Source organism: Enterococcus sp. JNUCC 77 (assembly GCF_054819945.1).
In genome coordinates, this window is sequence record NZ_JBTHIG010000001.1 from 2,341,288 (window position 1) to 2,356,659 (window position 15,372).

The window sequence follows — 15,372 nt, forward strand, 5'->3', positions numbered from 1 at the left end:
TCTATTTTAGCACAAAATCACCTTAGACTATAAATTTTTTTTGCTTATCTTCGTTACTTTTCGTGTCTGCTTAGCGCTAGTAAGGATTTTCCCTTTTTAAATTAAGCTAGTGACTTTCATTTTCTAGAATTATTTTTTCTAAATTTGTTCGAAACATTTGTCGATCTTCTTCAGTATAGGCTTTTGGCCCTTTAGTACGCTTATTCGCTTTTCGCATTTGTGCGCCGTAAAATCGTTGCTCCAATAAAGAATCGATATTCATTTTGGTGTAGCGCATCCCTGATTGATGCAAGACGGCAAAAGCTTTACTGATAGTTAATGAAGCCAAGCCATAATCTTGCGTAATTAATATATCCGGTGACTGGATGACTGAAACGATTTTGAAATCAGCTGAATCTTGTCCTCGATCAACATACACGAAGGTAACAAATTCAGGATATTCTTTGGTGGAATAATGATCGATACTGGTGACAATTACCACCGGCAACTGATATTTTTCAGCAATTTCGATGGTCGTATCTTTAACTGGTGAACCGTCACCATCAATGATTAACCGCATGTTTTTCAATCCTTTCCACTATTATTAAAGCAATTAACAAGCAAATAATTGAAACTTGTTTGATAATTGTCATCACAGCTACAAAATCCACTGGCTGTTGTTGATACAATAGAATACTTTGTAACGGATCATGGCGTAAATACAGCACCAAAGTCATGCCTACCATCATCATAAATTGATGAAAAATACTGCCTAAATTTGCAGTAGCGTATTTTGCCGTAAATTTTCGACTAGCTGGAATCTTATCGCTCTCATCGTAAAGTTGATTCAACCACTGATTGATACTTTTTTGAAAGAAAGTCAGTACAAAAATCCCTAATGAAAAGAAACTCGGGATAAGCATTAATAATAAGCCGATTCCTAAACCAAACAACTGACTATGCAATGATTTATTTGTCTTACGCCGAACTTTTTCACCAAACAAACTAGCCAAAATCATACCGACCGCATAAGGAATAAACAACATATAAACCAATTGCGCTCGACCATAAACAGCGGATACGTAAAATGAACCAAACAATATAATAAAATTACCAAAGATTCCATTGAGAAAGGTTATAAGATTTTGCCAAAGGGGCAATACCCACTGCTGATACTTGCGTTGTAAACTGAAAATAAGCGTTAGAAAAAGCAGCGTAAACCCCAAAATCGCGATATTTAAATAAAATTCATTGAACATTAATCGCCCACTGCGTAATAGAAATAAAATGACAAAAAATAGCGCAAAATAAATAAATTCTCTAAGAGAAAACATTTGCCGTGACAGATGTTTAAAATCCAGTTGATAATCAGGATGGCGACGAATCCCATAATAAGCAGCAATAAAATAAATTGTCAATACTGCTGGAACAATCAACATTTGCTTACTTAATGGCAATGTCAGTCCCCAGAACAAAGGAATTAATAATAGCAATACCAATAAATATTGCCAGTTAGGCATCTTCGCCTGACCCTGTTTTTTCTCATAAAAATGGACACTGACATTGGCTGGTGGCAACCAAGCGGCACAAAGTCCTAAGCCAATTCCTCCGATTAAATAAAATGTTGGATAAACTTCTCCTAGCAAACTAAAAATACTGCCTAAACTACCGATTAGTAGCGCAACTATCATTAGCGTATATTTTTCAATTGGTTCCTTCAGCCCTTTTAATAAAAATATCCCTGTCATACGAAAAGTATAAAATAAAACGAACGGCAAGACAGATATAACTTGTCGGCCGTTTAACAAATGAATATACATAAAATAAGGGATTATCGTAATCAAATTACTAAGTAGAAAAGGGGTGGTTCCCACTGCTGCTGATACTATTTTACGAACTTTTTGCATGTTTTTCACTTCCTACTTAATAATCGACAAAAGTTAAACAAGCCGCAAATTCTTCGGCTAAATAACGATGCTTATATTGATTAAAAGCCTTTTGATGATCACGAATAATTCGCCGCATTTTCATGGGCACAAAACTATCGGCCAATTGATTGCTCAAAATAAAATTGCGGGTTAATTGCCATTCATAAAAATAACCAAAAGGTCGACAACTATAATTTGTGCCGTGAATTGTCTTATCGTGAAAACGCCGATGGGTATGACCAAAAGCAACCTGTTCAATATTATCATATTGGTCTAGGAGTTTTCCTAATGAGGCGGCTCCTAAAAAAGCATTCATTTTATTCCAAACAGCATATTCACCAGTCATCTGGACAATAAACACCGATTGAGGTACAAAATGCGTCGCTATCACCACTTGATAATTTTTTTCAGCTAATTCATCTAAAATTGGTTTTAATTCCTTCAAGATTCTTTGGGTAACTTCCTGATCGTTGCCATCTCGTGTGATCATTCGGTCATACCAATAGCGATTTTTGATAGCAATATTTTCTACGACATCTTGATTTTGAGAAAAGCCATAGTCGTACCAGCCATTTAAGCCCAGTAAAACTTTTTTATCATTTAAAGGTAAATAACGTAAATTTAAAAAATGACTGTCAGGATAATGCTCAATCATTTCTTCTCCTTGAATATCAGCCATTTCATGATTGCCTAAATTAAAAGTCGTTTCAATCCCAGACAAACGAAAAATTTGATTTATTTCCAAGGTGCGCTGCATTTTATTGGCGCTGTCACCGGCAAAATGCACCCAGGTTACTTCGTGTTCTCTCAAAACATTCAATAATATATTTAATTCAATCGTTTCAAAATGATTAATGTCGGCGTGCAAATCACTGATGATCGCTAATTTTCCCATTTTTTAAACGCCTCCTTCGACATTGCTCTATGGAAATTAAACCAATTTTCCCAGTGAAATGCAAATTCTTAGTAATTCTCATGTAAGCGCTATGCTATACTAAAGATAATTAAACAATCAGGAGGTGTCTGTTATGACTTATGATGAATTGCAAAAAGATTTACTTACAGCCTTAGACTTGCATATTGATATTTTAAAAGAAGTGGAAGACATCGAAAGTGAACATTTACCAGCTGTTTTATTTATGATGCGCAGTTTTGGTTTTATGTTAGATCGTGCACCAACCGTTTTAGCTGTGCACGATGAGGAAGAAATGATGTATTTGATGTTCCAATATTATAGCTTATTGACCGAGCTAAAATACAATCTTGCTTTCAACTTTCCTTATGCCAAAATGCAAGGAGAATCTTTGTTAGAAGTAGCCAAGCAATTCCCTTGTACCTACGAAAAAGAATTAAAAAAATGGTGGGAAGAAAAAACTGGCTTAACTGTTGAAGAAAGAAAACAGACCATCAAAATTGATGATTTTGCCTATTAAAAAATGTGCCGCAAGTGTAAAAATCACTTACGGCACATTTTTTAGCGTTTAATTTGCATTTCTGGATAGAGTAAAGTCAGCACGTCTTGAGTCAAGCGGCGACCTTGTCCGGCATATGGGAAGATATGCATATGCATCGCTGGATTGAAGTTTGCTTCGATAATTCCATAATCTTGTTCATTTTCATAAGGTTTATGAATATCTGGAATAATCAAATCAATCCCACTAATTTTTGCTCCTAAAGCAGCTACTGCATCAACCGCAATTTTTTTGTAACTTTCATCGACTTCATCAGTGATATCGATCGAGTCGCCACCAGTAGAAATATTAGAGTTTTCCCGTAAAAATACTTGCTGACCTTCAGCTGGGACAGTTTGGATGGTCATGCCTTGTTCTTTCAGCATCAACTGTTCTAATTCGCCTAATTGAATAATTTCTAAAGGAGCCCGATGATCGCTGCCTCGTAATGGATCTTGATTTTTTTCAGTCACTAATTCTTTAACTGTTTTTTTGCCATCACCAACGACATTGGCTGGGATTCTCAATAAAACAGCAGTGACCTCTCCATCAATTACGAAGAACCGGTATTCTGTTCCCACCATAAATTCTTCAACAATCACTTCTTGATCTTCTTTAAAAGCCAAGGCTAAACCAGTTTGATAATCCGCCAAAGCTGTTTCGCCTTTAAAAATAGTGATCCCGATTCCATAGTTGGTTGATTTAGGTTTTATCACAAAAGCTTGTTGGGCAAATTTTGGATAGGCTTTTCTAGCTTCCATCAAACTGCTAAAGGTTTCCCCTTGAGGCACTCGGAAGCCTGCTTGGGCCAAGACCATTTTAGTAACAGTTTTATTGGCCATTAATAACGGCGAAATATACGTATCACGACTAGTCATATTGCCATTTTTTACATACTCATAATGGTCGCCATGTTGCAAACGAACAAATTGATCACTACGATCTAACACTTCTGCGCCAATCCCTTGTTGAATCGCATCAAATAATAATGCTTGGGTGGATAACTCCATCTCGGAAAAGCCAGCTAATTGATAAGGTTTTTCATAAGCCTGATCATAATATTTTTTTCCTAAGTCAGTGGCAAAAGCCGCTTGCCCCTCTTTTTTATCAGCCGTTAAAACTCGGGCGGCAATTGTTTTCTCTGGCTGCTCTAACCAAGTCGCAAATTCTTCGATTATTTGACGGTCTAAATCTAAATTATCCGCCATCTCTAACATCTCAGCGAAAATCTTTTGACCTTCTGCTAAGTAAGTCGTTTCTTTCAAAGGATGTTCTAATGAGACCTCTTCGTTACGGACAGCACCTTCTGCCACCCATTCATCAGCATTTTCGCCTTCATCAGTCCACAATAAATACAGCATAAAGTATTGTAAAAACTCAACTTCTTGATAGTTAATTCCGATGCGATCAAATGGATTCAAGTCAATATTGCGCAGCTCTACATAACGAATACCGTGATTAATTAAATCAGAGACCCGCTCCCCACCGCGTAAACGAACCGGTGCGTAGTATTCTTTTTCTTCAGATAAACGTCCCCGCTCAACATTTTCTAATAGGTCTTCGTTATATTTTTCTAAGCTTTCATAAGAAACCACCACATCTGGCTTGTTCACATAGCCAAAACGGCTACTACGAATACTGCGGACTGGCTCGTCTGGACGATCATCGTCATAAAAGTATCGAGCTTCACTTAAAGGGCTTGCGCCAAATAAATAAATAATCAGCCAACGATAATGCAAATAATTGCGGGCAATTTTCATATACAATTCTGTTTTGAATTTTTCTAATGTCACTACTTCATTTTGTTGACGATATAGTTGCTTGACTAAATCTTCACCGTATTCAAAATTAAAGTGAATCCCGCTAACCATCTGTTTTCTTTTACCATAAACTCGCGCTAAAAAACGACGATATAAAACATCCTCGTGGCGGAAAAGTTTGGCAATATCAATTTCATCTTCATTTTCTGGTAATGCTGGCGGCATTGATAGCGGCCACATCATTTCATTTTCAGGCATACTTCTTTGAGTCACATCATGGATCGCTTCTAAATAAGCCAGTACATCAGTAATATTTTCGGCAACTGGTGTTACTAATTCTAATTGCGTTTCTGCAAAATCTGTTTGGATATACGGATGAAACAAACGATCACCTACAGTCTTAGGATGATCTGATGTGACTAATTCACCTGCTAAATTGACACGCTGGCTTTCTTTTTCAATGCCAAAACGTGCCTGCAGTAAATAAGGAATCACTTTATCTGCTTGCATCATTTTTTTAATATTCATGGATTCTTCCTCCCCCGCTCATTATATAAAAAAAAGTTCAGGAATCAAAAAATAATTGCTTAAAACCCTAAAATTTCTCGTTCAAATGAAGAACCCCTAAAAACTGGACAGAATGGCCAATTTTTAGGGGAAAGACTTCAATTTATTCCGCTTGTAATAATCCTTTAAATAAACCTATCGCAAAATCATTAGGATTAAAGACTTCTAAATCATTGATACCTTCGCCTAATCCAACTAATTTCACCGGTAATTGCAATTCATTACGAATGGCTAAAACAATCCCACCTTTAGCAGTCCCGTCTAGTTTTGTTAAAACCAAACCAGTTAAGTCCGTGGTTTCTTTAAATTGACGGGCTTGACTCAATGCATTTTGACCAGTTGTAGCATCAACTACCAATAGCACTTCATGAGGAGCTGATGGAATTTCCCGTTGGATCACTCGTTTGATTTTTTCCAACTCGTTCATCAAATTGACTTTATTTTGCAAACGACCTGCTGTATCAATCAATAGAACATCGTAATCGCCATTTTTTGCTTGATTGACCGCATCAAAAACAACTGCTGCCGGATCGCCACCCGCTTTCCCACGAACCACTTCAACTCCAGAGCGTTCGCCCCAAACAATTAACTGGTCAATCGCTCCAGCCCGGAAAGTATCTGCCGCTGCTAGTAAAACCTTTTTGCCTTCATTTTTATATTGATGAGCTAATTTCCCGATACTGGTTGTTTTACCTGTACCGTTGACGCCAACAAATAAAATCACGCTTAATTGATCTGTTTGCAAATTAATTTGGTTATTTTCATCTACGCCTTCTGCTTCATAAATATCCACTAACTTTTCAATAATAACATTTTGAATTTGTGCGGGCTTTTTAGCATTCTGCAACTTAACTTCTTGACGCAAAGCATCAGTTAATTTTAATGCCGTATCAAAGCCAACATCGGCGCCAATCAAAGTTTCTTCTAAATCTTCAAAGAATTCTTCATCGACACGGCGGAAACGAGCGAATAATTCATTCATCCGTTGACCAAAAGATTTACGCGTTTTTTCCAAACCTTTGTCGTATTTATTTTGAATTTCTTCCGCTGTTTCAGCTTCTTCGACTATTTCTGGTTGATTATTTGCTTCTGCAACAGTTTCAACTGGCAAATCAATTTCTGTGTCAGTAGTAATCTCAGCTGTATTTTCTTGCTCTGCCATCGTGACAGGCGTTTCTTCAACTTCAACCGTTTCTTCAATTGGTACAATGGGTTCTTCATCAGCATTTTTTTCTGAAACTCTTTCCAATACTTCATCAACAAAAGTTTTCTTCGGTGCTTCTGTTATTTCTGCATTATCGAGTGTTTCTACTGACTCGGCTTCCGGTGCTATTGGTTCTGCCGCACCAGCATTCTTTTCAGCTGATAATTCTAACGCTTCTGTAATTGATGGCGTTTCTGTTGATTCAATCGCTTCATTTTCTGCATTCACTTCTTCAGTTGTTTCAATTGGTCCTGCCGTCTCTGTCAGATTTTCATCTGGAACTACTGGTTCTGCCGCACCAGCATTTTTTTCCGCTGATAATTCTAAAGCTTCTTGTGTCAGAGATTTTTCAGTTTCATCATTACTTGCAACCCCTACTGGCATAACTGTATTTTCTTCAGAGGTTTGATTTGTAGCCTCTTCGACTGGTGTATTTTCTTCTGTTACTTCAGTTTTTTCTACTTGTTCTGCTTTAAAAGCATTTTTTATTCGATCAAATAAGCCCATCTTGATTCTCTCCTTAATTTAAGACGAATTTTTCGACTGCTTGGGCGACACCATCAGCTTGATTTGTCCCAGTAATATAATTCGCTAAACTCTTGACTTCTTCAGTGGCATTTCCCATCGCTACACCAAGTCCTGCGTATTCAATCATCGAAAGATCATTGGCTTCATCACCTAAGGTCATCATTTCACTGGCCTCAATCGCTAATTCTTTACCTAAAACACTTAAACCAAAAGCTTTAGTCACACCTTTAGGCATAAATTCTAGTAAAATTGGGCGTGATTTAAAGATTTCATATCGATCATAATATGCGGCTGGAATTTTAGCAATTTTATTGTTTAAGATATCTTCTTCCGTTGCTGAAAGAACCTTATTGTATAAAATTTCTTCAGTTAAGTCAGCTTCCTTTTTATCAAAGTAAGTTACAAATTGGTTAATTGATGGATAAATTGAAGGATGATCTTTAGAAGTTTCAATCTGTAATGAAGAAGAGCCTGATAAAATATCCGTCGGTAAATCTAGACTCTTCAATAATTCAATCACATCTTTCACTTCAGCTAAGCTAAAAGCGGTTTTTCCCAAAACTTCTCCAGTATTCGCTTGCACCAAGCCACCATTATAAGTAATTGAATAATCTTCGGCATCCAATAAGTTTAATTCCTGCAAATAATTTTGGACAGAAACTAGTGGTCGTCCAGTACATAAAACGACTTTAACTCCTTTTTCCTTGGCCTTCAGCAGTGCTATTTTATTTCTTTCCGAAATGGTTTTTTCGTTGGTTAACAATGTCCCATCTAAGTCAATCGCAATCAATTTAATCATTTAGCTTCCTCTTTCTTTGGGGTAAAATTTCCACCTTCATTGGCTTCTTCTAGTCGTACAGAAATTATTTTAGAGACACCCGACTCTTGCATCGTCACGCCATATAAAACATCGGCCGCCTCCATCGTACCTTTACGATGAGTCACAACGATAAATTGAGTATCATTCTGGAAGTTTCGCAAATAACGACCAAATCGCGCAACATTGGCTTCATCTAGTGCCGCTTCGACTTCATCTAAGACACAGAAAGGTACAGGTCGCACTTGGATAATCGAAAATAGTAAAGCAATCGCTGTTAAAGCACGTTCACCACCAGATAATAAAGATAAGTTTTGCAATTTTTTTCCTGGCGGTTGGGCTTCAATCTCGATACCGGTATTTAATAAATCATCGGGGTCAGTCAAAATTAATTCGGCTTTCCCACCACCAAACATATTCGGGAAAACTACTTGGAATTTATCTCGAATACCTTTGAATGTTTGATAGAAGCGTTTTTTCACTTCATCGTCCATCTCATCCATTGTTTCAAACAACTGCTCTTTAGCCGATAGCAAATCATCTCTTTGCGTCGTCAAAAAGTCATAGCGTTCTGAAACTTGTTCGTATTGTTCAATCGCATTTAAATTGACTGGTCCTAACTGTTCAATCTTGCGTTTCAATTGTGTCACTGTTTGTTGAGCTTCAGCCAAATTCTCAATTTGATCAGCTTGATTTTCAGCTGCTTCGAAGGTTAAATTATATTCTTCCTGCAAATAGGCCAACTCATTATCTAACTGCAACTCCAAACGGTTCTTTTGCACATCGACTTGCGATTGTTGTGCTAGCAATTGTTTTTGCAGGCGATTATTGGTAGTCAAGGCTTCATCCAACTGATCCACTTGCAGTTGAATGGCTTGTCGTTTGGTTTTCCAATCAGCCAAGTCAGTTTCCAAAGCGCTTTTCTTTTCCGTAAATTCAGCCAAGCGTTGGGCTAAGCTTTCATCGGTTTCTTCATGATTTAAAGAAGCGTCAGATAAAGCCGCGATTTGATTTTCTAAACGTTGTTGCTCGGTTTGCAATTCCATCAAGCTTTGATTTAATTGATTCTTTTGGCTCATTAAATGATTGCTTTGTTCTGCTAAAACCGCTTGATTGGCTTGTAATTGACTAAGCTCACTCGCTAAAGTTTGGCGTTTTTCTTCCAGCAAATCACTTTCTTCATTCAGCTGTTTGATTTCTTGATCAACACTGGTTTGTTGTGCTTTCAGATCAATTTGTTTAGCTGTTAGTTCCTTTTTTTGTTTTTCATAATCAGCCAGGAAAGTTTCCAGCTCTTTGGCTTCATAAGCAAATAAGCTTTGTTCTTTTTCTAAGCGAGTGAAATCATTAGTTAAGCTTTCCGCTAGATTTTGTGCTTCTTGAAAAGCTAGTCGGGTTTCTTCTCCTTGATTTCGCAAGTTTTCCAATGCTTGATTTAAATCAGCTAATTGTTGTTGCAAGTCCGCGACATTCTTTTCTTTGACCTGTAATTTTTGCTGAATCATTTCAGCTTGCTGCGTAAGTTTTTCTAATTCGTGACCTTGGCTAAATAAATGGTTATTGCGGCCTTGTTTATTTGCGCCACCAGTCATCGAACCACCAGCATTCATCACATCACCAGTTAAAGAAACCACACGGACTTGAAAATTTAGTGCACGGGCAATTTGGTTGGCACTCGTTAAATCCTCTGCAATCACAATGCCACCTAATAAGTTTTCAACAATATTACTGACCCGATCATCAAATTTTACCAAACTACTGGCTGTGCCAATAAATCCTGGTAGATTTTCCCCTTTACTTTTGTGATTAACGGCTAAACTACGGGCTTTAATCGTCGTCAATGGTAAAAAAGTCGCGCGACCTAAACGATGTTCTTTTAAATAAGTAATCCCATTGCGAGCGTCGTGTTCATTTTCCACCACGATATGTTGGGCGGCTGCCCCTAAAGCTGTTTCAATCGCTAAAGTATATTGGTCTGGCACTTCTATTAATTCTGCCACTGCACCAACAATTCCAGAAAGATCCTTGCGATGTTGCAGGACACTACGAACACCTTGGTAGAAACCATTATAATTTTCTTTGATTTCTTGCATACTTTTTTGACGGGCTTTGGCTTGTTGGACTTGGCTCATCAAATCGTACATCGTATTTTGTTCTTGCTTAATGTTTGTCTCTAATTGATTTTTACGCATCAATAAATCTTTATAGTCTGTTTGTTGGGTTTTCAGCAAAACTTCCAGCTGTCCGCTTTTTTCTAGCGCATTAGCTTGTTGCTCTTTTAATTCAGCCAATTCTTGTTTCAAGCTTTCAAAGCGAGTCGCACTTTGTTGATTTTTAGCTGTTTCCTGTTGATATTGACGCTCCAAGTATTTTAGATCATTGCTGACATTGGCTTGTTCTTGCATCAATTCAACATAGTTGCCTCGCAAATCTTCAATCAGTTCTTTGGTAGACTTTTGATATTTGGCACTCTCAGCTGTTTTCATCTTGATAGCTTCGACTAATTGATTGCGTTCGACCAATTTTTCAGTCTGTTCCGTTTCCAATTGTTGAATGTGGTTTTCGGTTTCTTCTATTTTACTATTGGTTTGGGCTAAGCTAGCTTGATATTCACTGCTAGATTTTTTAGCATTTTTTGAGCGTTCCAACAATAGTTCTTTTTGGCCTTCTGTTTGTTTTAAGCTCTCTGTTAGGTGTAGTAATTGTTGCTGACCTTGTTCTAATTGCTGGTCTAGCACACCACGATTTTGCCGTAGCTCTCCCAGTTGTTTTTCAGTCGATTGAATCAGCGTATTCTTTTGTTCAATCTCAGCCGATAAACCCTCAAAATCAGTTTTTGTTTCTTCCCAGGTTTCTTTACTAGTCAGAATTCTGGCAACCGTCAAACTAACATCTTTATTTTTCAATTGTTCTTTGAGTACTAAAAACTCCTTAGCGGCCTCACTTTGAGCTGCTAAAGGAGTCAATTGTTCTTCTAACTCATAGACGATGTCTTCCACTCGATTTAAATTGTCTTCTGTTTCAAATAATTTTTGCTCAGCTTTTTTCTTGCGTTGCTTATACTTCAACACACCAGCTGCTTCTTCAAAAATTCCCCGTCGATCTTCTGGTTTGCTGGCAAAAATTGCTTCAACCTTCCCTTGTGAGATAATCGAAAAAGATTCTTTCCCTAAACCAGAATCCATAAATAATTCTTGGATGTCCCGCAAACGACAAGCTTTTTTATTAATGAAAAAATCACTTTCTCCCGTTCGACGATAGCGTCTAGTGACACTGACTTCACTAAAATCTAACGGCAAATAATGATCACTATTGTCTAAAATAACCGTCACTTCAGCGATATTTAATTGTTGACGAGTCTCTGATCCAGCAAAAATAATGTCTGGCATCTTCCCGCCCCGCAGACTCTTAGCAGATTGCTCACCTAATACCCAGCGAATGGCTTCAGTAATATTACTTTTCCCACTGCCGTTTGGCCCAATCACCGCGGTAACGCCCGGTTCAAATTCAATTTTTGTCCGATCCGCAAAAGATTTAAATCCAGCGATTTCAATTCGTTTTAAATGCACGTATTTCTCTCCTAAGCTTCCAAGTCCTGTAAGGCTTTAGCAGCAGCATCTTGTTCAGCTAATTTTTTTGATTTTCCTTCACCTGCGCCAATCAATTTGCCATTGGCGTAGACTTCAATACTAAAAATTCGTTCATGGGCAGGACCAACCTCAGCGACTAAACGATATTCAATCGACACATCGCCATTTTTTTGTAAGACTTCTTGCAATTTGGTTTTATGATCTAATTCTCGAGTAAAATCACCGGCAGCAACTTTAGGAAAAATGACTGCTTCGATGAATTTTAATGCCGCCCCATAGCCTTGATCCAAATACAATGATCCCAAAAATGATTCAAACAAATCACATAATAAAGAAGCGCGGTTACGGCCACCAGAATTTTCTTCTCCTTTGCCTAATAACACATATTTATCAAAATGACACTCTTTGGCAAATTTCGATAAACTGTCTTCTCGTACAATTGCCGAACGCAGTCTGGTTAATTTTCCTTCTGGCAAGTTCGGATATTGTCGAAATAAATAATCTGATACTTGAATTTCTAATACCGCATCGCCTAAAAATTCTAAACGCTCGTTATCAGAAATTTGTAAATTGCGGTGCTCATTGACATAAGAAGAATGGGTGAATGCTTGTTCCAATAAATTTATATCATGAAAAACGATTTGGTAATTTTCTTTCAATTCTTTGATCAATCCGATATCCATTGGCTTACAGTCCTTTTTTTACAGATTCATGTTTCATTATACTGTTTTTTCAATTATTTTTAAACGAACTTAGCGAGATTGTTTGTTTATCTTTACTAAAAGCGCTAAATTTTTAATAATTAAAAACACCTAGTAAAATCTCTTAACGAAATCTTACTAGGTGATCTTATACTTCATCTTCTATATATTCTAAAATATCGCCTGGTGTACAGGCTAAAACTTTACAAATTTCATTCAGCGTTGAAAAGCGAATAGCTTTGGCTTTTCCTGTTTTCAAAATCGATATGTTGGCATTGGTCATGCCGATTTTTTTAGCTAATTCACCAGAAGAAATCTTACGTTTCGCTAGCATGACGTCTAAATTTACTTGAATCATTCGGCACCCTCCTAAATCGTCAATTGATTTTCTTCGGCAATCATATTGGCTTTTTCTAAAATTTTACTCAATGCCCAAATAATAGCTACCGCCAGTGAATAAGTTAATTCTAAAGTATAAGCTTCTTTAAATAGATCTGGTAGCCCATTTGTAAAGGTTAAAATTAATAGTAGTAAACTAATTTTCTTAGCCATTTTCACATTACTTATCACAAAGATTTGATCCAATTCTAAATTTTTAAAGAAAGTTCGTACATAATAAAATAACAAGCCGATTAAGACTAAATTGATTATCAATAATCCTAGAAAAATCGGCGAATCAACAAAGCCCATCTCAGTAGCAGTCAAGCCTAAACTTTCTACATTGATAAACCGCAAAGCAATAAACATAAATGCAGTACCTACGATTGAAATGCCAATCCCTACGACGAAAAAGGTAAATAACCATTTCAAAGCTTTAAAGACCATTTTTTCACGATTCATGACGATCCCTCCTATGCAAATTTGCTTGTTTGTTCAACAGCAATGAATTTTTCTGCAACAATCCAAATAACAATCCCGATAATTAAATAGTTTAGATTCAATGTATAACTATGAAAAGCTAGATCCGGTACACCGTTTGTAAAAGTTAAGACGGCTAATAATCCTGCCAAAATTTTAGCTAATTTTTGATTTTCTAATCCGAAAATTTCACCTAACTGGAAGTTTTTAAATAGACGACGAGCCAAGTAAAAAATAGTTGTGAAGAGACTGTAATTTAAAACCATCAAACCAGTAAATAATGGTGAACTAAATACTTCAGCCCCTTCAACTGTAAATTGGCTAACATCCAAACCATGTAATAAAACTGCCACCATCAGAATACTGCTGACTGCAAATCCCGTTACAACCATCAACCCTGTAAATAACCATTTCAATCCCTTAAATAAACTTTCCTTTTTCATTTGAACAACCTCTTTCATTTATTTGATGAACTAAGCATAAACCACCAAATAATGAAAGTCAATAAAAATTTATCGTTTTTCGATAAAAAGTTATCGTTTTAATTTAATTATGTATTTTTAAACAATAAAAAAGCGTGAGGTAAAATCCTCACGCGGTTGTTCCACTAAGCTTTTTCGCTAGCCATGATATAATCTACAGCTGCACTTACTGTTTCGATTTTTTCTGCATCTTCATCAGAAATCTCTGTGCCAAATTCGTCTTCTAATTCTAAAACGAACTCCATGATACTGATTGAATCTGCATTCAAGTCATCTTTAATACTCAATTCGGGTGTCACTTTTTCTTTATCAATTTCAAAGTGATTCGAAATAATTTCTGCTACTTTATTAAAAGCTTCCTCACGAGTCAAGAACATTCACCTCCGCTTGTTTATCTTGCGTTCACCTAGAAGGTCACGTTTATTTTACTGAGTTTCATCTAGTTTGTCTACCTTTTTCAGACAAATTGACTAGAAATCATCGGTTTTTACTGATGATCTTCTGTTTCAAAGAACTGAACCAATTGACCCACCACATTTGTATCTAACATGGTTGCAATCTGATCAATTGTAGTTGCAACTGCTTCAGGACCAGTAGAGCCGTGAGTTTTAATGACTGGTGCTTTTAAACCAAACAAAACAGCCCCGCCATGACTAGAGTAGTCCAATTTGTCTTTTAAGCTATATAAAGTATCTTTCAACATTAAAGCACCTAATTTTCCTTTGGTACCTGCGTCAGTGATACTGCCTTTTAATAAAGTCATTAAACCTAAAGCTGTACCTTCAATGGTTTTTAAGACAGCATTGCCAGTAAAGCCATCAGTGACCACGACATCAGCCACACCATCTAATAAATCACGGGCTTCGACATTACCGATAAAGTTGATACTTTCTTCGGCATTTAATAATTTATAGGCTTCTTTCGTTAATTCACTGCCTTTGGTTTCTTCCGTTCCATTATTTAATAAACCCACTCGTGGATTGGTAATTTTACGAACGTGTTTGGCATAAAAAGAACCTAAAATGGCATACTGATGTAAATGTTCTGGTTTATTTTCAGCGTTAGCTCCTAAATCTAACATATCAAAACCAGGACCTTCACCTAAAACTGGTAAAGTCGACATCAAACCAGGGCGCTCGACTTTTTTGATACGACCAACAATAAATAGGCCAGCCGCTAATAAGGCGCCAGTATTTCCTGCAGAAAAAATCGCATCGGCTTTCCCTTCTTTGACTGCTTGCGCCGCTAAGACCATAGATGCGGTCTTTTTCCGGCGAATAGCTTTAACAGGTTCGTCGTCAGAGTTAATTTTTTCATCTGTATGGATAATTGTAATATTTTTTTCATCGGTAATAAATTCTCGAATCGCGTCTTCTTTTCCATATAATTGAAATTCAATTTCAGGATGTTTTTGTTTTGCTAACATAACGCCTTCAACAATCGCTTTAGGGGCAAAATCGCCACCCATTGCATCGACTGCAATTTTCATTCAAACATCGCTCCTTTA

The 15,372-nt window shown here is 36.9% G+C and carries 14 protein-coding genes; 1 reads left to right on the top strand and 13 read right to left on the bottom strand.

Annotated elements, in window-relative coordinates:
- Positions 1-106 precede the first annotated feature (106 nt).
- From ACVWNY_RS11310 to ACVWNY_RS11320, 3 genes are read right to left on the bottom strand one after another with little or no spacing between them, the layout of a single operon-like run.
- Positions 107-559: a YaiI/YqxD family protein gene (locus tag ACVWNY_RS11310; RefSeq protein ID WP_454071389.1), complete on the bottom strand. Its 453-nt coding sequence runs from the start codon at positions 557-559 to the stop codon at positions 107-109.
- The gene (locus tag ACVWNY_RS11315) at positions 543-1,886 is read right to left on the bottom strand and encodes a hypothetical protein (protein ID WP_454071390.1); all 1,344 of its coding nucleotides are present in this window, start codon (positions 1,884-1,886) and stop codon (positions 543-545) included. Before ACVWNY_RS11315 ends, ACVWNY_RS11310 begins: the two co-directional genes overlap by 17 nt.
- Before the next feature lie 16 nt (positions 1,887-1,902).
- The gene (locus tag ACVWNY_RS11320) at positions 1,903-2,802 is read right to left on the bottom strand and encodes a metallophosphoesterase (RefSeq protein ID WP_454071391.1); all 900 of its coding nucleotides are present in this window, start codon (positions 2,800-2,802) and stop codon (positions 1,903-1,905) included.
- A 133-nt stretch (positions 2,803-2,935) separates the two neighbouring features.
- On the opposite strand from ACVWNY_RS11320, the gene ACVWNY_RS11325 reads away from it, so the two are divergent.
- Positions 2,936-3,340 (top strand): hypothetical protein, encoded by a 405-nt coding sequence (locus ACVWNY_RS11325; protein WP_454071392.1) that lies wholly within the window; start codon positions 2,936-2,938, stop codon positions 3,338-3,340.
- A 41-nt stretch (positions 3,341-3,381) separates the two neighbouring features.
- Here the strand turns inward: ACVWNY_RS11325 and gshAB are convergent, their stop codons facing one another.
- From gshAB to plsX, 10 genes are all read right to left on the bottom strand, one after another.
- A complete protein-coding gene (gshAB, locus tag ACVWNY_RS11330) occupies positions 3,382-5,646 on the bottom strand; it encodes a bifunctional glutamate--cysteine ligase GshA/glutathione synthetase GshB (RefSeq protein ID WP_454071393.1) in 2,265 nt (754 codons plus the stop codon).
- Positions 5,647-5,788: 142 nt separating this feature from the next.
- Positions 5,789-7,273 carry a signal recognition particle-docking protein FtsY gene (gene ftsY, locus ACVWNY_RS11335; RefSeq protein WP_454071859.1) on the bottom strand — a complete coding sequence of 495 codons (1,485 nt, stop codon included), beginning with the start codon at positions 7,271-7,273 and terminating at the stop codon, positions 5,789-5,791.
- Positions 7,274-7,409: 136 nt separating this feature from the next.
- On the bottom strand, positions 7,410-8,216 hold the full coding sequence (locus ACVWNY_RS11340; protein WP_218326482.1) for a Cof-type HAD-IIB family hydrolase: 807 nt from the start codon (positions 8,214-8,216) through the stop codon (positions 7,410-7,412).
- On the bottom strand, positions 8,213-11,803 hold the full coding sequence (gene smc, locus ACVWNY_RS11345) for a chromosome segregation protein SMC (RefSeq protein ID WP_454071394.1): 3,591 nt from the start codon (positions 11,801-11,803) through the stop codon (positions 8,213-8,215). Before smc ends, ACVWNY_RS11340 begins: the two co-directional genes overlap by 4 nt.
- A gap of 11 nt (positions 11,804-11,814) precedes the next feature.
- Entirely contained in the window at positions 11,815-12,507 is a 693-nt protein-coding gene (gene rnc / locus ACVWNY_RS11350) for a ribonuclease III (RefSeq protein ID WP_454071395.1), read from the bottom strand.
- A 166-nt stretch (positions 12,508-12,673) separates the two neighbouring features.
- Positions 12,674-12,883, bottom strand: a complete 210-nt coding sequence (locus ACVWNY_RS11355; protein WP_454071396.1) for a helix-turn-helix domain-containing protein — start codon at positions 12,881-12,883, stop codon at positions 12,674-12,676.
- Between the two features lie 11 nt (positions 12,884-12,894).
- On the bottom strand, positions 12,895-13,365 hold the full coding sequence (locus tag ACVWNY_RS11360) for a hypothetical protein (protein WP_454071397.1): 471 nt from the start codon (positions 13,363-13,365) through the stop codon (positions 12,895-12,897).
- A gap of 11 nt (positions 13,366-13,376) precedes the next feature.
- A complete protein-coding gene (locus ACVWNY_RS11365) occupies positions 13,377-13,826 on the bottom strand; it encodes a hypothetical protein (protein WP_454071398.1) in 450 nt (149 codons plus the stop codon).
- Positions 13,827-13,990: 164 nt separating this feature from the next.
- Entirely contained in the window at positions 13,991-14,236 is a 246-nt protein-coding gene (gene acpP, locus ACVWNY_RS11370; protein ID WP_281419031.1) for an acyl carrier protein, read from the bottom strand.
- A gap of 116 nt (positions 14,237-14,352) precedes the next feature.
- Positions 14,353-15,354, bottom strand: coding sequence for a phosphate acyltransferase PlsX (gene plsX / locus ACVWNY_RS11375; protein ID WP_454071399.1), 1,002 nt, complete (start codon positions 15,352-15,354; stop codon positions 14,353-14,355).
- Positions 15,355-15,372: the final 18 nt, after the last annotated feature.